Annotated in this window: 14 protein-coding genes; 11 read left to right on the top strand and 3 right to left on the bottom strand. The window is 69.9% G+C overall.

The features are described 5' to 3' along the window. The first annotated feature begins 1 nt into the window (after position 1). The 8 genes from Q0937_RS13750 to Q0937_RS13715 all read left to right on the top strand — a co-directional run bounded on the left by Q0937_RS13750 (position 2) and on the right by Q0937_RS13715 (position 9,234). Positions 2 to 1,306 (top strand): 5-(carboxyamino)imidazole ribonucleotide synthase, encoded by a 1,305-nt coding sequence (locus Q0937_RS13750; RefSeq protein WP_363323239.1) that lies wholly within the window; start codon positions 2 to 4, stop codon positions 1,304 to 1,306. Next, positions 1,303 to 1,821: a 5-(carboxyamino)imidazole ribonucleotide mutase gene (gene purE / locus Q0937_RS13745; RefSeq protein WP_299304629.1), complete on the top strand. Its 519-nt coding sequence runs from the start codon at positions 1,303 to 1,305 to the stop codon at positions 1,819 to 1,821. Before Q0937_RS13750 ends, purE begins: the two co-directional genes overlap by 4 nt. Before the next feature lie 113 nt (positions 1,822 to 1,934). After that, on the top strand, positions 1,935 to 2,621 hold the full coding sequence (locus Q0937_RS13740) for an acyltransferase (RefSeq protein WP_299304626.1): 687 nt from the start codon (positions 1,935 to 1,937) through the stop codon (positions 2,619 to 2,621). Next, entirely contained in the window at positions 2,618 to 3,727 is a 1,110-nt protein-coding gene (locus tag Q0937_RS13735; protein ID WP_299304624.1) for a DegT/DnrJ/EryC1/StrS aminotransferase family protein, read from the top strand. The genes Q0937_RS13740 and Q0937_RS13735 overlap by 4 nt, the downstream gene beginning before the upstream one ends. 2 nt (positions 3,728 to 3,729) lie before the next feature. Next, on the top strand, positions 3,730 to 4,737 hold the full coding sequence (locus Q0937_RS13730) for a Gfo/Idh/MocA family protein (RefSeq protein WP_299304768.1): 1,008 nt from the start codon (positions 3,730 to 3,732) through the stop codon (positions 4,735 to 4,737). Then, positions 4,737 to 6,302 carry a glycosyltransferase gene (locus Q0937_RS13725; RefSeq protein WP_299304621.1) on the top strand — a complete coding sequence of 522 codons (1,566 nt, stop codon included), beginning with the start codon at positions 4,737 to 4,739 and terminating at the stop codon, positions 6,300 to 6,302. The genes Q0937_RS13730 and Q0937_RS13725 overlap by 1 nt, the downstream gene beginning before the upstream one ends. After that, positions 6,299 to 8,104 carry an ABC transporter ATP-binding protein gene (locus tag Q0937_RS13720; RefSeq protein WP_299304618.1) on the top strand — a complete coding sequence of 602 codons (1,806 nt, stop codon included), beginning with the start codon at positions 6,299 to 6,301 and terminating at the stop codon, positions 8,102 to 8,104. Before Q0937_RS13725 ends, Q0937_RS13720 begins: the two co-directional genes overlap by 4 nt. After that, the gene (locus Q0937_RS13715) at positions 8,101 to 9,234 is read left to right on the top strand and encodes a glycosyltransferase family 1 protein (protein WP_299304615.1); all 1,134 of its coding nucleotides are present in this window, start codon (positions 8,101 to 8,103) and stop codon (positions 9,232 to 9,234) included. The genes Q0937_RS13720 and Q0937_RS13715 overlap by 4 nt, the downstream gene beginning before the upstream one ends. Positions 9,235 to 9,343: 109 nt before the next feature. On the opposite strand, the gene Q0937_RS13710 is transcribed toward Q0937_RS13715, so the two are convergent. Beyond that, a complete protein-coding gene (locus Q0937_RS13710; RefSeq protein WP_363323238.1) occupies positions 9,344 to 11,512 on the bottom strand; it encodes a DUF6541 family protein in 2,169 nt (722 codons plus the stop codon). Between Q0937_RS13710 and Q0937_RS13705 the strand changes: the two genes are divergently transcribed. Beyond that, positions 11,489 to 12,598 carry a glycosyltransferase family 2 protein gene (locus Q0937_RS13705; protein WP_299304609.1) on the top strand — a complete coding sequence of 370 codons (1,110 nt, stop codon included), beginning with the start codon at positions 11,489 to 11,491 and terminating at the stop codon, positions 12,596 to 12,598. The two genes, Q0937_RS13710 and Q0937_RS13705, sit on opposite strands and share 24 nt — an antisense overlap. Here the strand turns inward: Q0937_RS13705 and Q0937_RS13700 are convergent. Continuing rightward, positions 12,567 to 14,273: an asparagine synthase-related protein gene (locus tag Q0937_RS13700; RefSeq protein ID WP_299304606.1), complete on the bottom strand. Its 1,707-nt coding sequence runs from the start codon at positions 14,271 to 14,273 to the stop codon at positions 12,567 to 12,569. The genes Q0937_RS13705 and Q0937_RS13700 overlap by 32 nt on opposite strands. Before the next feature lie 96 nt (positions 14,274 to 14,369). On the opposite strand from Q0937_RS13700, the gene Q0937_RS13695 reads away from it, so the two are divergent. After that, positions 14,370 to 15,698: a glycosyltransferase gene (locus tag Q0937_RS13695; RefSeq protein WP_299304603.1), complete on the top strand. Its 1,329-nt coding sequence runs from the start codon at positions 14,370 to 14,372 to the stop codon at positions 15,696 to 15,698. Continuing rightward, positions 15,699 to 16,793 (top strand): glycosyltransferase, encoded by a 1,095-nt coding sequence (locus Q0937_RS13690; protein WP_299304601.1) that lies wholly within the window; start codon positions 15,699 to 15,701, stop codon positions 16,791 to 16,793. Here Q0937_RS13690 and Q0937_RS13685 read toward each other — a convergent pair. Then, on the bottom strand, positions 16,777 to 17,895 hold the full coding sequence (locus Q0937_RS13685) for a glycosyltransferase family 4 protein (protein WP_299304598.1): 1,119 nt from the start codon (positions 17,893 to 17,895) through the stop codon (positions 16,777 to 16,779). The two genes, Q0937_RS13690 and Q0937_RS13685, sit on opposite strands and share 17 nt — an antisense overlap. Positions 17,896 to 17,955 lie beyond the last annotated feature (60 nt).

Below are 17,955 nucleotides of genomic sequence, written 5' to 3'. Positions count from 1 at the left end.
GATGACCCCGCCCCGCCCTGAGCAGACCACCCTTCCTACGCCGGCAGTCGCCCCTGCTGCCGCTCCCGAGAGCCCGGTGGGTGCCCGCAGCGTCGGCCTCATCGGCGCCGGGCAGCTGGCCCGGATGATGATCGGCCCCGCGATCGAGCTGGACCTCACCACGCCGGTGCTGGCCACCGACCCCGCGGAGAGCGCCGCCGCAGTCGCCGCCGAGGTGCGGATCGGTCGACACGACGACGAGCAGGCGGTGAGCGCCCTGGCCGCCGAGGTCGACGTGATCACCTTCGACCACGAGCACGTTCCCGCATGGATCCTCGAAGACATCGAGCGCGCCGGGATCGCCGCGGTGCGACCCGGCCCCGCGGCTCTCGTCCACGCCCAGGACAAGCTGGTGATGCGCGAGCGCCTCACGGCCCTCGGCCACCCCTGCCCGCGCTGGTGGCGGATCGGATCCGTGACGGACCTGGAGGACGCACTCACCGAGAGCGGCGGCCGCATCGTGATCAAGACCCCTCGCGGCGGCTACGACGCCCACGGGGTGCGGATCATCGAGCGCGCCGAGCAGGCCCAGGACTGGCTCGCCGAGCACGGCGAGCTGCTCGCCGAGGAGCTGGTGCCCTTCACCCGCGAGCTCTCCGCCCAGGTCGCGCGCCGGCCCGGGGGAGAGGCCGTGGCCTACCCGGTGGTGCAGTCGGTGCAGAAGGACGGGGTCTGCTACGAGGTGGTCGCACCCGCGCCCGGCCTCGATGCGGAGGGCCAGCAGCAGATCCAGGCCCTCGCCCTTGCCATCGCGGAGGACCTCGGCGTCACCGGGATGCTCGCCGTGGAGCTGTTCGAGACGGCGGGCGGCGAGGTGCTGGTCAACGAGCTCGCCATGCGTCCCCACAACACCGGCCACTGGTCCATGGACGGTGCCGTCACCGGCCAGTTCGAGCAGCACCTGCGAGCGGTCGCCGATCTGCCCCTCGGCGCGACCACCGCCCTCGCCTCGGTCTCCGTGATGGTCAACCTGCTCGGCGGCACCGCCGAGGACCTCGCCCCCGGCACCCATGCCGCGCTCGCCGCCGATCCGGAGCTGAAGATCCACCTCTACGGCAAGTCCGTGCGCCCCGGTCGCAAGATCGGCCACGTCACCCTCGTCGGCGCGGACGCCGACGCGCTGCTCGAGCGCGCCCACCGTGCCGAGCTGCTGATCATCGACGGGCCCGCGCCCGTCGCTGCCGCGCCTGTCGCCGACGCGCCTGTCACCGACGCACCCGTCGCTGCAACGATCACCGCAGCGGAGACCTCAGGAGAGACCCGATGACCGAGAACACCCCGCGCCCGCTGGTGGGCATCGTGATGGGCTCCGACTCCGACTACCCGGTGATGAAGGCCGCGGAGGAGGCGCTCGCCGAGTTCGAGATCGGCGCGTCTGTCGAGGTGATCTCCGCCCACCGGATGCCCGAGGACATGGTCACCTGGGGCCGCAGCGCCGCCGAACGCGGGCTGCGGGTGGTGATCGCCGGGGCCGGCGGTGCCGCCCACCTGCCCGGCATGCTCGCCGCCCTCACGCCCCTGCCCGTGATCGGGGTGCCGGTGCCGCTGAAGCACCTCGACGGCATGGATTCCCTGCTGTCGATCGTGCAGATGCCCGCCGGGGTGCCGGTCGCCACCGTCTCCATCGGCGGAGCCCGGAACGCCGGCCTGCTCGCCGCCCGGATCCTCGCCGCCGGCTCCGGCGCGGAGGCGGAGCGCCTCCGCGAGCGGATGGTCGCCTTTCAGGCGGAGCTGCGCGAGATCGCACTCGCCAAGGGGGAGAAGCTGCGGGCCTCGCGGTGACGCAGGCGCTCAGGTGAGAATGCGGTGAGGATCGTGTGCACGTTCTCCCATCGGCATGGGTCTCGGGGCGTTCCTCCCGATCATCGGCCGGTGCTCGCGGTATCGTCGGCCCCATGAGCGAAACCCCTGCCTACCGGGTCGCCCCGGGGGCCGACATCTCGGACGACGCGACCATCGGGGACGGCAGCTCCGTCTGGCATCTCGCGCAGGTGCGCGAAGGTGCCCGGCTCGGCACCGACTGCGTGATCGGCCGCGGCGCCTACATCGGCTCCGGCGTGCAGATGGGCAAGGGCTGCAAGGTCCAGAACTACGCGCTGGTGTACGAACCCGCGAAGCTCGCCGACGGCGTCTTCGTCGGCCCCGCCGCAGTGTTCACCAACGACCACTTCCCGCGAGCGGTCAACCCTGATCTCACCCCGAAGTCCGCCTCCGACTGGGAGCCCGTCGGCGTGACCTGCGAGACCGGCGCCTCGATCGGAGCCCGCGCCGTCTGCGTGGCTCCGGTGACCATCGGTGCCTGGGCGATGGTCGCCGCGGGCGCCACCGTGGTCAAGGACGTCCCCCCGCACGCGCTGGTGGCGGGCGTCCCGGCCCGGCGCCTCGGCTGGGTGGGCCGCTCCGGCGAGAAGCTGATCCCCTCCTCTGACGGGACCGATGCCTGGATATGCCCCACCACGGGCGAGTGGTACATCCACGACGACTCCACCGGCGGGCTGCTGCTCGCCTCCTCACCCTTGGCCGACGCGCCGCGCCCGGCCACCCTCACCGACCCCGATGGACAGGATGGACTCCCCGCATGAACAGCGAACTCACGATGATCCCGCCGGCGAAGCCGATCATCGGCCAGGAGGAGCGGGACGCGGTGGATCGCGTGCTGGCCTCGGGCATGGTGGCGCAGGGACCGGAGGTCGCGGCGTTCGAGCAGGAGTTCTCCGCCGCGCTGGCGGGTGGCCGTGAGGTGGTGGCGGTGAACTCGGGGACCTCGGGGCAGCATCTGGGAATGCTGGCGCTGGGTCTGAAGCCCGGTGATGAGGTGATCGTGCCGTCGTTCACCTTCGCGGCGACAGCGAACACGGTGGCTGTGTCGGGCGGTGTCCCGGTGTTCGTGGATGTGGATCCGGAGACGTTCACGGTGGATCCTGCGGCGATCGAGGCTGCGGTCACGGAGCGGACGGTCGGGATCCAGCCGGTGCACCTGTATGGGCATCCCGCGCCGATGGACCAGATCCTCGCGATCGCGAAGAAGCACGGTCTGTGGGTGTTCGAGGACGCGGCGCAGGCCCATGGCGCGACCTGGCAAGGCTCCCAGGTGGGGACCTTCGGCCAGGGTGGGATGTTCTCGCTGTATCCGACGAAGAACATGACCTCGGGTGAGGGTGGGATGGTCTCCTGCGCGACGCCGGAGATCGCGCGTCAGGTGCGGTTGCTGCGGAACCAGGGGATGGAGAAGCAGTACGCGAACGAGGTCGCCGGGTTCAACAACCGGATGACGGATATCCATGCGGCGATCGGTCGGGTGCAGCTGGGCAAGCTCCCGGCGTGGACGGCGACGCGGCAGGAGAACGCGGCGTTCTTCGACGCGAACCTGCAGGGCGTGGTGACGCCGGTGGTGCGTGAGGGTGCGACGCATGTGTATCACCAGTACACGATCCGGATCGAGGGCGCGACGGCGGCGGAGCGGGATGCCTTCGCGACTGCGCTGCGGGAGGAGCACCTGGTGGGCTGCGGGGTGTATTACCCGACCCCGGTGCATCGGCTGGCGACGTTCCTCACGGAGGTGGATCTTCCGGTGACGGAGATGCTGGCGCGTGAGGTGCTGTCGCTGCCGGTGCATCCGAGCATCTCGGAGCAGGATCGCGAGCGGATCGTGACGGCTGTGAACACAGTGGCGAAGGCGGGGGCATGAGCATGACGAACAAGAAGGTGTTGCGGGCCGGGCTGATCGGTCTGGGCATGATGGGTCGTCATCATGCCCGGAACCTGCAGGCGCTGGAGGGGGTGGAGCTGGTCGCGGCGGCGGATGCCCATGGTGATCCGCATGGTGCGGTGCCGGGGCTGGAGGTGCTCCCGGATGTGGAGGCGCTGATCGCGGCCGGGATCGACTATGCGGTGGTCGCGGTGCCGACCCAGTTCCACCGCGATGTGGCGATCAAGCTGGCGGAGGCGGGGGTGCATACCCTGGTGGAGAAGCCGCTGGCCTTCGACATCGGGGAAGCGGAGGAGATCACCGCCGCGTTCGAGAGGGCCGGCCTGGTCGGGGCGGTGGGGTATATCGAGCGGTACAACCCGGCCCTGCAGGAGATGCGTAAGCGCATCGCCGACGGTCAGCTGGGGGAGATCTACCAGATCGTCACCCGCCGCCAGGGCGGGTTCCCGGCCCGGATCGCGGATGTGGGGGTCGTGAAGGACCTCGCGACCCATGACCTGGATCTGACGGCGTGGGTCGCGCAGTCGCCGTACGCCTCGGTCGCAGCGACCTCGACCCGCCGCTCCGGCCGGGAGGACGAGGACATGGTCTCCGTCGCCGGCCGCCTCGAAGACGGCACGATCACCAACCATCTGGTGAACTGGCTGACGCCGTTCAAGGAGCGGGTGACCGTGGTGACGGGGGAGAAGGGCGCTCTGGTGGGTGACACCCTGAACGCGGATCTGACCTTCCACGCGAATGCTGATGCGGCGACCAACGTGTGGGAGTCGATGGCCTCGTTCAGAGGCGTCAGCGAGGGTGACTCGATCACTTACGCGCTGCAGCGTCACGAGCCGCTCGCCACCGAGCACCAGGCCTTCCGCGACGCGATCAACGGGGACGCCTCGAACATCGTGTCCATGCGTGAGGGGCTGCACACGGTCCGCACCGTTGAAGCCGTGCTCGAATCGGCTCGCGACGGCCACGTGGTCGCGCTCGACGCGTCGTGATGCGAGACGTCCTCGTCCGGGCTCTGGGACTCTTCCCCAGCGACGCCGGCCGACGGGCGGCCTACGTCGACACCCGGGCACGTCTCGAGGCCGGTCGGGACGCACCGCGGACGGACCGTTTGGTCCGGGCCCTGCTCCGACAGGCCGAGTCCGACCTGGCGCGCAGAAAGGATTCCGGAGCCGCTGAAGCGCTCACCAAGGCGCTGACGTTGATCTTCCATCCCGCGCGCGCCGCCGGGGCGGAGCTGCCCGCTCTGCTGGAGGACCCGGCAGGTGTTCTCCGGGTCCTCGACGAGGGCGCGATCGGAGAAGTGCTCGGGCGACGACGTGGCACGTCGGATCCCCGGCCCGCTTCCGTTCCGGATCCGGCCGCCGGGCCCACGCCCGTGCACGACACGGACGCCGCACACCATCCCGGTGAGCGGGTGCCGGACCACACGCCCCGGGTCCTTGTCGTCACGGGAGGCGGACTCAGCTTTCTGCAGCCGGTGCTCGATGTGTGGCAGGCCGCGGGCTACGAGGTGCGGACGCTGGCGATGAGCGATCTGCCGTCGGCCCAGAGACCCACGCTGCGTACCGTCGTCGGCGCCGCGGTCACCACCTGGCGCACCGGGAAGCGCGCCCAGGTTCCCCCGGAGCTCGCTGCGCGACTGTCCGGGTTCGACCACCTCCACGTGGAGTGGGGGGATGAGACCGCGGCCTGGTTCAGCCACCTCGAGCTGCCCGGTCATTCTCTGTCGGTGCGCATCCACAAGTACGAGATCCTCACGCCGTACCCCCAGTTGCTAGCGGCGTCCCAGGTGGACACCCTCTGCTTCGTGGCTCCGCACGTGCGGGACGCCGCGCTCCGGATCGCCCCCCGGCTCACTCGAGCGCACCGGATCGACGTCACCCAGAATGCCCTGGATCTGAATCGCTTCACCGGCGCAGTTGCAGCAGTGGATCTGCCCGCAGACCTGCCCGCCCCCGAGCACGTGCTCGGCGTGGTCGGCTGGGCGGGCCCTGCCAAGGACGCAGAGTGGGCAATCGACGTGCTCGACGAGCTCACCCGTGCTGATGACGGACCCTGGACCTTGGTGCTGGTGGGCCCCGAGCCCCCGGTTCGCGGATCCGACGCGCAGCGGGCGACCCGCCTGCTGGAGCGCGTCGCCGCGGCCGGTTCGCGAGTTCGCGTGCTCGGACGGAGGGAGGACGTCCCGGCGGTGCTGCCACATCTGGGATGGGTGATCTCCGCCTCAGTCATCGAGGGCACGCACGAGGCGATCGCCGAAGGTGCAGCGGCAGGGTGCGTACCCATTGTGCGCGACTGGCCGCAGGTACGCGGATACGGTGGTGCGAGCACGGTCTATCCGGCCTCGTGGCTGGTCCAGGAACCCGAGCAGGCTGCCCGACGGATCCTCGCGGCGCGATCCGAACGGCAGGACCTCGCCCGTGAGGCCACAGCGTGGATCCGCAGGGATCGCGACCCCGGAACGCTGGCCAAGTCGCAGCGTGCCTGGATACCGGGCCCGTATGATCACGAACTTCGTGGGGCCGTCCCGCGTCCTGAAGGAGGAACCGCGTGAAGAGACTTCTTCGCACTGTCAGCGAGCTGATGCCCCTGCTGCCACAGGGCGCTCGGAGGTTCCTCGGCATCTATGCAGTGGCGCTGAGCTCGCTCGCGCTCCTCGATGTCATGGCGCTCGGCTTGCTGGCCTCCGTGCTGTCACCGCTGGTCGGGGGCCAGACGACGGTCTCCCTTCCGGTGATCGGCACGTTATCGGGCGGTGCGACAGTCGCCGTTCTCGGCGTGGCCACCGGGCTTATGGTCCTCAAGAGCATCATTGCGGTCGCGTGGAACTGGGTCGCTACCCGTCGCATGGGGAACTACGAGCTCGCGATCGGCGGCCGCCTCTTCGGGGCGTACATCCGTGCGTCCTGGACCGCTCGCCTCTCCCGCTCCACCGCGGAGCTGGTGCGACTGGCAGACGTCGGCATCGCCAACACCATGACCGGCGTGCTGCTACCTGCCGCCTCGATCCCCGGCGAGATCTTCACGACCCTCGCCGTGATCCTGGTACTTTTCATCGCCCAGCCCACCACGGCCGCGATCACGGTCCTCTATCTCGGTGTGGTCGCCCTCTTCCTCTACCTCGTGATCACCCGGCGTTCTTTGCAGGCCGGTCGCGTCTCCCGGGACTACTCCTTCCGCGTCGCGCGCCTGATGACCGAGATGGTCGGAACTCTCAAGGAGATCGTCCTGCGGGACAAGCTCGACGACGTCGGCGACGTGATCCAGCACAACCGATCCTTCTCCACACGGGCACGTGCGAACCTCCAGTTCCTCGCCGCAGTGCCGAAGTTCATCGTGGAGTCCGCCCTCGTGATCGGCTTCGTGCTGGTCGGGGTCACCGCGTACCTCGGGGACGGGTTGTCGGGTGCCCTCAGCGCCGTCGCCCTCTTCGGCATCGCCGGGTTGCGCATCGTGCCGGCAATCGTCCGGTTCCAGACCCTCATGTCGACCACGGCAGCTGCGATCCCGCACGCCGAGGCCGTCATCCGTGACATCCACACGACGGAGGAGTTCAGGGAGAACCAGGAGGTTCTGGGTACCGATCCGCTCGAGGTGCGTCCGCGCGAGCTGATCTTCTCAGATGTCAGCTTCACCTACCCGGGCAGCGACAACGCCGCACTGCGCGACGTGAACCTCACCATCCCGCTGGGCACCTCGCTCGGTCTGGTGGGCCGGTCCGGCGCCGGCAAGTCGACCCTCGTCGACCTCCTGCTCGGCTTGCTGACCACGACCGACGGTTCCATCCAGGTTGACGGGAAGGATCTCCAGGACGTCCTGAAGGCATGGCGCTCCCGGGTCGGATACGTCCCCCAGGACGTCGCCCTCTTCGATGCGACCATCGCTCAGAACGTCGCCCTCACCTGGGGCGACGACGCTGATGAGGATCGCGTGATGCAGTGCCTCGAACAGGCGCAGCTGGCGGAGACCGTCGCCCAGCGTCCTGGTGGCATCAACGCTCGGATCGGGGAACGCGGACTTGCCCTCTCCGGTGGTCAGCGCCAGCGCCTGGGCATCGCCCGAGCGCTGTACAGCGACCCGCTCGTGCTCGTGATGGACGAGGCCACCAGCGCACTGGACACCACCACGGAGGAAGCGATCACCCAGGCGATCGGTGCACTCCATGGGGAGGTCACCGTGGTGGCGGTCGCGCATCGCCTCTCGACGATCCGCCATTTCGATCAGATCTGCTTCATGGAGAACGCCCGTGTGGAGAAGGTGGGGAGCTTCGACGAACTTGTCGCCGAGGTCCCGGCCTTCGCTCTGCAGGCACAGCTGGCCGGCCTCGTCGGCCCTGACGGAAGGCCGCTGCGATGACCGACGCCCAGGATCCCTCGCTGCTGATCATCTCCTTCTCCCCGGTCGCCCGGGATGCGCGCATCCTGAAGCAGATCGCACTGCTGCGGGAGGACTACCGGATCACGACCTGCGGCTACGGGCCGGCCCCCGAAGGCGTCCATGAGCACGTCGAGGTTCCCGAGAGGACGATCAATCGGGTCAACGGCAAGCTCGCCGCCCTGCGTCAGTTCCGCCGTGTGTACTGGTCGCAGCAGGGCCCCGCGTGGGCCAGGGATCATCTGCGCGGCACCTGGGACGTCGTGATCGCCAATGACGCCGACACCGTGCTGCTCGCCTTCGAGATCGCGCCCCCGGAGCGAGTCCACGTCGACCTCCACGAGTTCTTCCCCGCCCTGCATGCGCAGAACCCCACCTGGCGACGTTTCGTGTCGCCGTACTTCCGGTGGCTCGTCAGGCGCCACGTGAGCCGTGCGGCCTCGGTCAGCACCGTCTCCGCGGCGATCGCCCGGGAGTATCGTCGCCTGGTCGGGCACGACGTGCTGGTGGTCACCAACGCCGCCCCCCATCGGGCGGATCTCGAGCCGATGCCCGTGAGCAGCCCGATCCGTCTTGTGCACTCCGGGGCGGCGCTGCGCAACCGTGACCTCGCCCTGATCGTGGAGGCGACCGCCCTGGCACGCACCGACGTCACTCTGGACCTGTACCTCGCCCCCAACGATCCGGCCTATATCGATGAGCTGCGAGAGCAGGGCCGGAAGAGCGGTCGCGTGGTCGTGCACGACCCGGTGCCGTACCGCGACCTCGCGGACACCCTGAACGCGTACGACGTCGGCGTCCATGTGCTCCCGCCGGTGAACATGAACCATGAACTGGCGCTCCCCAACAAGATCTTCGACTACACCCAGGCGCGGCTCGGCCTCGTCGTGGGGCCCAGCGTCGAGATGGCCGATCACGTGCGCACCTACGGCCTTGGTCTGGTCGCCGGGGGATTCTCCGCGCAGGACGTGGCCGCCGCCTTCGACGAGCTCACCGTGGACGGCGTGCAGGAGTTCAAGGCCGCCTCGCACCGGATCGCTCGCGAGGTGGGCGCCGAAACAGTGGTCGAGCCTTGGAAGAGCGCGGTCGACGCGATCGCCCGGCGCGGCTGATCGTGCGCCGCGGTCATCGACCGCGGTCCGATCGACCGCCGATCATCTTCCGGGGCCGATCGACTCCCGTGCGGTGCAGGCGTGCTGAGAGCACTTCGTGCGCGGCAGGTCAGCAGGTGACGTCGAGCCGGTACAGCGCGTAGGGCCCATGCTGGGCGATCAGCTCGAGCTCGGAGGTGTCCAGGGCATTGAGGCCGGCGAACTCCTCGTTCTGCTCGGCGGTGGCGCCGCTCCGACCGGAATCCGCACTGGTGTCGCGGTAGAGATAATTCGCTCCGGTCGAGGCCAGCGCGGCGCACACCCGCGGGACGTCCTCGTACTGGTCCGCGTACCGGGCCACGCGTTTGCGGGGGATGTCGAGAGGGGGCTGGAGGTAGGCGAAGACGACCTCGTGCCCGCCGAGGGCAGAGAACATCGAGGTACCGTCGCGGGGATCGCCGAGGACCACAGCGTCCGCGGTCAGCTCCTGCGAGGTGGCCCGGATGAAGTCCTCCTCGGCCTCGGCCACGTAGACCTTGTAGGGGCTGCGTTCCGGGTGATACGTCGCCTCGGCGAGGATCGAGGTACGCCCGCTCGTCAACGTGCCGGTCGCGCCGAGGGCGACGAGCACCAGGGCGATCACGGGGGTGGCCCGTCTCCGCCCGGAGCCGGGCTCCGAGGACCGTCGCCTCAGCCGTTCGGCGACGATCACGACCTCCTGCAGGCCGACGCCGGCCAGGGCGATGACCCCGATCACCATCACCGGACCAAGGCGCTCCCGGTCCCCGTACCAGGGCCAGGTCAGCAGCGGGCCGAGCGGACCGGGGATGAGGGCAGAGGTCATCACCAGGACCACAGCGCCCAGACCGATCGTCATCCCGATCACGGGAACGGAACGGCGCCGGATCCCCACCAGCACCCCGATGCCCGCGAAGATCCAGGGCAGGATCACGTGCAGAGGAGCGAAGGGCAGAGCCTGATATGCGGGCCGGTCGGTCAGGACGATCCCGAGCGCCATCAGCGGACTGTTCGAGGACATGCGACCGAAGAACGTCGACATCGAATCGAACCTGCTCAAGGAGACGCCCAGCAGGGCGACAGCGGCGACGCCGTAGACCACCAGCAAGGTCACCCCGCGTCGCCGGGTCTCCGGGTCTCGGACCAGTACGATGGCGTCGATCACGAGCACCGGAACGATCAGCAGCAGAGCGAAGGCCAATGCGGGATGCGTCGCCGCGGTCCCACCGATCACTGCGAGCAGCACGATCACGGAGCGGCTCGTCCGATCGTCGGCCCGGCGACCGTGGCGCATGTGCAGGAGCGCTGCGATGAGCGCGGGCAGCAGGGCAGCAGCCAGGCTGTACGGCCACAGCCCGGCGCGCAGCGTCACCGACGGGAAGGTCAGGAACGCGGGCATGAACATCAGGGCGGTGAGCGAGACGCGGCGAGCCCGACCCGGGGGAAGCACCTGATCCATCATCGTCAGCATCGTCAGAGGCAGCAGCATCAGGGTGGCGACCACGAGGCTGTTCGCCGCGACCGTGGTGTCCCCGGGCAGGAGCGCTGCGACAGAATGCCAGCCGACCGGGTACATGACGGTCTCGGCGTGGTAGAGCGGCGCCAGCGCCGTCAGCGGGAAGGCATCGCCGCCCTCCCGCAGCTGCTGGATCGCCGAATGGTGGAAGAAGGCGTCGAAGGACTGGGCGAGCTCGTCGACGGAGCCGATCGCCCGTACCGACGGCACGGCCCAGCCGAGCCCGACGAGCAGCGCGAGCAGCGCGGGTGCCATGGAGGCGGCGATGCGGAGGTACCTCGGGCGGGATGCCGACTCCGCCGGTTCCGTAGGGGTCAGCTCGGGCGCTGAGGTCTCACGCCATACGGTCCGGCCGAGTATCGCGGCCAGGGCGAACATCAGCAGGAACCCTGCCATGACCACCGGTCGTCCGAACGGGATGCCGACCAGATGTGCGAGGGCGCCGATGACGGTGAGCATCGCGAGCGTCACCGGGGGTGCGACGCCGTACAGACGGCGCATGGGCACGCGAGCAAGGGCGAGGACGCCCCACCCGGGAAGAATCAGCAGTGCTAGGGTGCAGCCGATCGCAGACGCCCAGGGGAGAGCGGACGAGATCAGCTCGAGCACTGCAACCCCCTCGACGATCACCCTTTTCCATGGCGCGGCACAATCGAAGAAACTACCACGCAGGTAGTGCTCCACCCGGAGCAGTGACCTCACTGTGACAGCCGGTGTGGCCCTTATGACGATGGGACAGGGATGACGATCACCTCGCACGCGCATGCACGGGATGTCAGCGTCGCCATCCCGGTCCACACACCGGTCCGACCCATCGAACGCGCGGTCGGTTCCGTCGTGGCCGACGGTGCGCGAGCGATAGTGGTCTGCCACAACACCGAGCCCGGCCCGATCAGGGAGCGGCTCGCCGGACTGACCGGGGACATCGAGCTGGTCGAGCTGCGCGACGGGATCCCCTCGCCCGCCGGACCCCTCAACCGCGGCCTCGACGCCGTGGACACCGAGTTCGCCTGCGTGCTCGGCTCCGATGACTTCTTCGAAGCGGGCGCGCTCACCGCCTGGGCGGGCGCCCTCCGTGAGGAGCGCGGCGACGTGATGATGATGCGCACCCGCACCGTCGACCATGAACGGCCCGAGGAGTCCTCCGAGGCGACGATCCCGCATGTGCGCCCCGGGCGTCGGCGTCGCCTGGACCCGGTCGCGGATCGTCTCGGCTACCGCACCGGCCCGATGCTCCTGCTGCGCACGCAGCTGTTGCGCGACCACGGGATCCGGATGCGCGACGGCCTGCGGCACGGTGAGGACCTCGAGTTCACCGCGAAGGCTTTCCTGCGCGCCCGCAGGATAGATCTCGCCCCCGCATCGATGCCGCGTCATGTCGTGGTCGCAGGAGCCGAGGACCGGATCCAGGCCGTCCGCTTCCCTGCCGAGGAGATGCTGCTGCCTGCGCAAGGACTGCGAGGATGCGAGTGGTTCACGAAGGCCCCGAAGGAGTTCCGCCGTGCGTATGCGATCCGCACCGTGCGGCGTGACGTGCTGGGCACGCTGGTGCGCCATGCGCAGACCCTCACCCCGGACGGGGCGCTCGCGATCCAGGAGGAGCTGTCCGCCTGGCTCGCGGTGGCATCGATCCAGAACGCGCTCTCTCGCGGTGAGGAGCGCCTGATCCGCGAGCTCGTCGCCACCTCGGACGTCGAGGCGCAGAGCCGCATCGCCGGTGACTGGTCCCGCCTGGGCATCGTCGATCGACTCCTGCCCGCGCGACCCGGTGGAGCGCTGGACCGGGAGCAGCGGGCCCGTCACGCGGCCAGCGGCATCCTCAATCGCCAGTGGGATCGGATACGACCCTGACCGAAGGGGTGGACCAGGTGCTGGGAACGCGCCAGTCCATCCACCGGTTCCACCGCCCGGCGAGGAACGCCCGGGTGAAGACTCCCAGCGGGCTCGAGCCCTGGGCGATCCGGCGCGCGTAGTCGGCGCGGTTCGGGGCGAAGGCCTCGAAGGCCATCGGATGGCGCAGATTGGTCCGGCTGGAGGCCACATGCTCGGCGAGCCGGAGCAGCCCCACCCGACGCAGTGCGTCCTTCATCCGTTCGCGCTTGTGCACGGGAATCTCCGTCGGTGCCCAGAAGCTCAGCTCCTCGGCCTGCTCACCCACGACCGAGGCGAAGACGTCGTCGGTCATCGCCCGGTACCAGTCACGATCCCGGGTGAGCTCCCAGTGCAGTGAGCTCGTGACGCGGTGCAGCGGCGCATCGAGCATCGGCATGGCCCAGCGAAAGCCGAAGCTCTCGTACCCGCGCACCGAGTTGAGGATGTAGGTGCTCTGGCGTCCGTCGATGTTGACCGCCTGCAGCGCGCGAGCCCTGCTCAGCGGGGACCCGTCGTACTCGACCCGATCCAGTGAGGCGGAGATCTGTTCCCGGGTGCCCGAATCGTCGAGCAAGGGGCCGGGAGCACCCGCCTGGGAGAAGTGCCGCAGGATGATCGCGTCGATCAGCTCGTCGCGGCTGACGGACGCGGCCTCCAGGAGATCCGCGTCCTTCAGCGTCCGGACCGCGGTGTGCCCGGGCACGACCACCGCGTCACCGGGTACCTCGGGATCGGCGGCGAGCAGACGCATCGCGTACCAGTCCTGGATGTGCGGGAGTGCTGCGCCGGTGTAGGCGTCCGCGAGGAAACGCGCGGTGGATCGTTCCTGCCAGGCGGAGCGCACCTGGTCCGGAGGGGTCGCGAGGAAGGTCCACGGGAGTCCGAGCATCCCCGCCACCCGACGGGAGACCGCGACCTCGGCCTTTTGAGCCACTCCATAGGTGAAGCACCGCACGTCCCGGGCACCGGCGATCACGAACGCGCTCGCGAGCATGCGGGAATCGGCACCGCCGCTCAGCGGGAGCAAATAGGTGGCGCCGGGGTCCCGGGCGACCATGGTGCCCACCGACTCCAGCAGGGCGTCTCGGAAGGCGGCGCCGGCTTCCGCGCCCGTGCGCACCGGCCCCTCCTCAGGCAGGGCGATGTCACCGTGCCGGCTGAGCACCGGCCCCGCCGCTCCGGAGCACGCGCCGGCGGCAGGCAGCTGCACCGTGGCATCCGGTGGAGTGCGGTGCACGCCCAGATAGAGCGTGGCATCCCCCAGGACCAGGCCCCCGGCGGTGAACTGCCGTACGGACCGTTCGTCGTCCTCGTACGCGCCGCTCGCGTCACCGGCGAGGACGCGGACGTCGTCAGAGGCGACCCAGCCAGCGCCGCGTGCCTGCCAGAAGAGGGGGAACGAGCGGTTCACATCGGTCAGCAGCGAGATCGTGCCCTCGGCCCCGATCGCGATGACGGCGGCCTCGCCGAGCTCCGCAAGGGCGCGGAGGGCGTGCAGCGGGGACGGCGCCGCAGCGAGGATCCTGGACACGTCGGCCCGTGGCAGCCGGGGCGCGAGCGCGAGCAGCACGGCAGCACCCGAGTCCCGGCGCACCCAGCCCTCGCGCGTCAGCAGCAGAGCGTCGTCGAGCGCGAGCGGCGGATCAGTGGGCATCGTGCTCCTCTCAGAGGACGGGGTGGGGCGGTGAAGTACGATCCACGATACGACGGGGCAGGCCGTCCTCGAAGCCGACGCAGTAGGGAGCCGCAGGTGCATGCACTCCTGATCCCTTCGTGGTACCCCCGCGACGCTGACGATCCCAGCGGTACCTTTTTCCGCGAGCAGGCCGAGATCCTCGCTTCCGCGGGTCATCGGATCACAGTCCTCGCCGCCGAGATCACGGCCCCTGATCCTCGCAAGCCGGCGAGCATCCGCCCAGCACTGGCTCGGGCCCTGCGATTGGACGAAGCCCAGGAGCGCGGCGTGCGCGTGCTGCGCCTCCGCCTGCCCGTGCCGCTGCCGGGGATCCCCGGACCGGCTGCCCGAGCTCTGGCCGCGCTCGCCCTGCGAGTGGTTCGCTCCCGCGTCGAGGACGTCGACGTGGTCCACGCTCATTCGGTGCATCCAGGTGCCATCGTGGCCCGTGCCGTCGCGCGGGACCTCGGCGTGCCCTGGCTGCTCACCGAGCACCGGCCGTCCTCCGTCACGGCGACGCGCAGGCCGCGCTTCGAGGCGCAGATCCGGTCCGCCATCGCCGATGCCGACCTCCTCAGCGCGGTGAGCGACGGTCTCTCCCGGGTGATGGAGCAGCGCTACTCCTTGCCTGAGGGAAGCGTGCAGATTCTGTCGAACCCTGTGTCCGCGGATCTCGTCGCGGCGACCTCGGCCCAGAGCTCGGGCGTGCAGTCCCGGTCGAGCGGCGATGTCACGCGTTTCGTCCACCTCTCCCATCTCGCCGGGATCAAACGGGTCGACGATCTGATCCTCGCCTTCCGTGCCCGCGGCGGTGCACATCCCAGCGAGCTGGTCATCGCGGGTGGGCGCCCGGAGCAGGTTCGGGAGATCGCCGCCCGCCACGGCACCGCCGTGGCGTCCCGGATCCCGGATCGCGGCCGGGTGCTCGCACAGACCGGGTCGGATGTCGTTCTGGTCGGACGCACCCGGCGCGAGGACGTCCCGCTGCTCCTGGCCACTGCGGATCGGTTCGTGCTCGCGAGCGCCCAGGAGTCCTTCGGGATCGTCCTGGCGGAGTCGCTGTGCATGGGCGTACCGGTGATCGCCACCGATACCTGGGGAGCCCGTGATGTGATCGCCGATGACCCGGACCGCGGTGTCATCGTCCCGGTCGGCGACGTGCGCGCGCTGACTGCGGCGATGGACGCCGCAGTGCTCGCCCACGTCGAGGGCGAGCGGATCCCCGTCCCCGGTCTGCGGGAGGACACCTTGGCCCGCTACAGCCCGGCCTCCTACGCCGCGCGTGCCGAGGAACTGTGGCTCATGGCCCTCGCAGACGGTCGGTCCCAGAACCCCCGGGCAGTTCGACTCGATCACAGCACGCCCCCTCTCTCTCCCCACCCCGTGTCCCGGAAGGACAACTGAATGTCGACGATGGTCTTCCACGCCCCGTACCCGGTCGTCACCGGGGGAACGGGGTCGTCGGCGCGTCCGCCGCGCATGCTGCAGGCGTTCCGCGATCTTGGCTACGAGGTGCTCGATGTCGTCGGCACCGGAGCCGAGCGCTCGCAGCGTCTGCGTGCGCTGCGCCGGAGGATCGAGGACGGGGCCCGGATCGACTTCGCCTACGGTGAGAGCTCCACGATGCCCACGCTGCTCACCGAATCCCACCATCTGCCCACGCACCCGCTCGTGGATCTGGAGCTGCTGCGCCTCATGGACAGGCAGGGGATCCCCACGGGGTTCTTCTACCGCGATGTGTACTGGCGCTTCCCGGCCTATGACGCGAGCGTCCCGAAGCTGGTCGGCTACGGCACCAAGACCCTCTACCACGCGGAGCTCCTGCTCATGGCTCGCCTCGTGGACCGGTTCTACCTGCCGTCGGACGCGATGGCCGCGTACGTGCCGCACATCGACCCCCGGACGGCGCGGCCGCTCCCGCCCGGCGGCACGATCGTCGACATCCCGCGCGCTCCGCGGACGGACGGCACCGTCACGCTGCTGTACGTCGGAAACATCAGCGAGTACTACCGGATGCACGCGCTGATCGAGGCCGTCGGCCGGGTCGACGGCGTCGAGCTGATCCTGTGCACGCCGGAGGGCTCGTGGGAGTCAGTGCGCCGCGAATATGAGCCCCTGCTCAGCGAGTCAGTGGAGATCGTCCACCGTCGGGGCCCGGAGCTCGAGCCGCTGTTCGCACGGGCGGACGTCTGCACCCTCGTGGTGGAGCCGGCCGAGTACCGGGACTTCGCGGCACCGATCAAGCTCTATGAGTACCTGGGGCATGGCAAGCCGGTCCTGATCAGTGCAGGGACCCTCGCGGCGAGCACGGTCACGCAGGCCGGCTTCGGCTGGGAGACCCCGTACGGCACGGACGACGTCGCTGCTGCGCTCACGCGGCTGCGCGAGGACCCGGCCGGGCTCGAGTCCGCCCGGCGGGCGGTGGTCGAGGGCCGCGGCGATCACACGTGGACCGCTCGCGCCCGACAGGTCGCGGACGACCTCACCTCCCTGCGCTGACCTCCAGGCGGCGGTACACGGAGTCGTAACCGGCACCGACCGTCTCGGTGGAGAACGCGTCGCCGATCGTCCCGGCGATCGTCTCCGCCGACAGATGACGGGTGCGCTCATCCAGATCGATCAGCGCCTCCGCGTACAGCGTCGGGTCCTGGTCGGCCACGAGCACGCCGACCTCGTCCCGGACGTACTCGCCCTGGCCTCCCGTGGCCCCCAGGACCACGGGGCGACCGGCGACGATCGCCTCGGCGGCGGAGACGAAGAAGTTGTCAGCGCGGGTGGGACCGAAGAAGACGTCGGCCGCACCGAGGGCATCGATCACCCCCTGGCCGTCCACGGACCCGGGCAGGGATACGCGCTCCTGGACGCCCAGGGAACGGGCTTTCGCCAACGTGTCCTCCCGCAGTGGGCCCTCACCCAACCAGACCAGATGCGCATCGACGCCCCGGGAGACGAGCTCCGCCACGGTCTCCACGGCGACCAGGGGGTCCTTGCGGGGGATCAGGCCACCGGTGGAGACCAGGCGCAGGGCCCCGTCGGAGCGGTCCCGTCGGGCGGACACCGGATGCGGATTCACGATGCAGGGCACGATATCGACGGGGCGCTCGCCGCGGACCTGTCGGATGGGAGCTGCCAGGAACTCGCACACCGAGGTCACCCGGTCGGGCCCACGAAGCAGCCGGGTCAGCAGAGGCAGCGCGGGGCGGACGGTCGCTGTGAGGCTGCTCGGCGTCGAGAGGGCGGACCAGTGCTCCGTGTGCACCCAGGAGGCGCCGGCGGGAACAGCGGAGAGGCCCGGCACGCTGAAGGGGAGGAGTGTGGGAAAAGCCATCGTGTGGACTAGGTCCGTACCCTCGAGGGCGGCGCGCACGGCACGGGCGGCGCGCAGAACGGACAGGGGCTTGGACGGGGTCATCGGTATGCGCAGCACCTCGATGCCCTCCTTCACGAGCCGACGAGTGCCGTCGTCATCCTGTTCCGGGACGAGGTGCACGACGCGGACGTCGTGGTGACGGGCGATGGAGAGCACATCCCTCACCACGAACGAGCCCCTGCTCGGCGCGTCGGTGGTCGGGAACCAAGCACTGACGGCAGTGATTCTCACGGACGGTCCTTCCCTCGCTGCGATGCCCCGCGACCTGCGGCTCATCCGCGACCGAGCCTA

The sequence above is a fragment of the uncultured Brachybacterium sp. genome, from assembly GCF_947500705.1.
In the GTDB taxonomy this organism is placed as follows: domain Bacteria; phylum Actinomycetota; class Actinomycetes; order Actinomycetales; family Dermabacteraceae; genus Brachybacterium.
The sequence above is the reverse complement of the archived record's forward strand: the minus strand, read 5'-3'. Positions and strand labels throughout refer to the sequence as shown.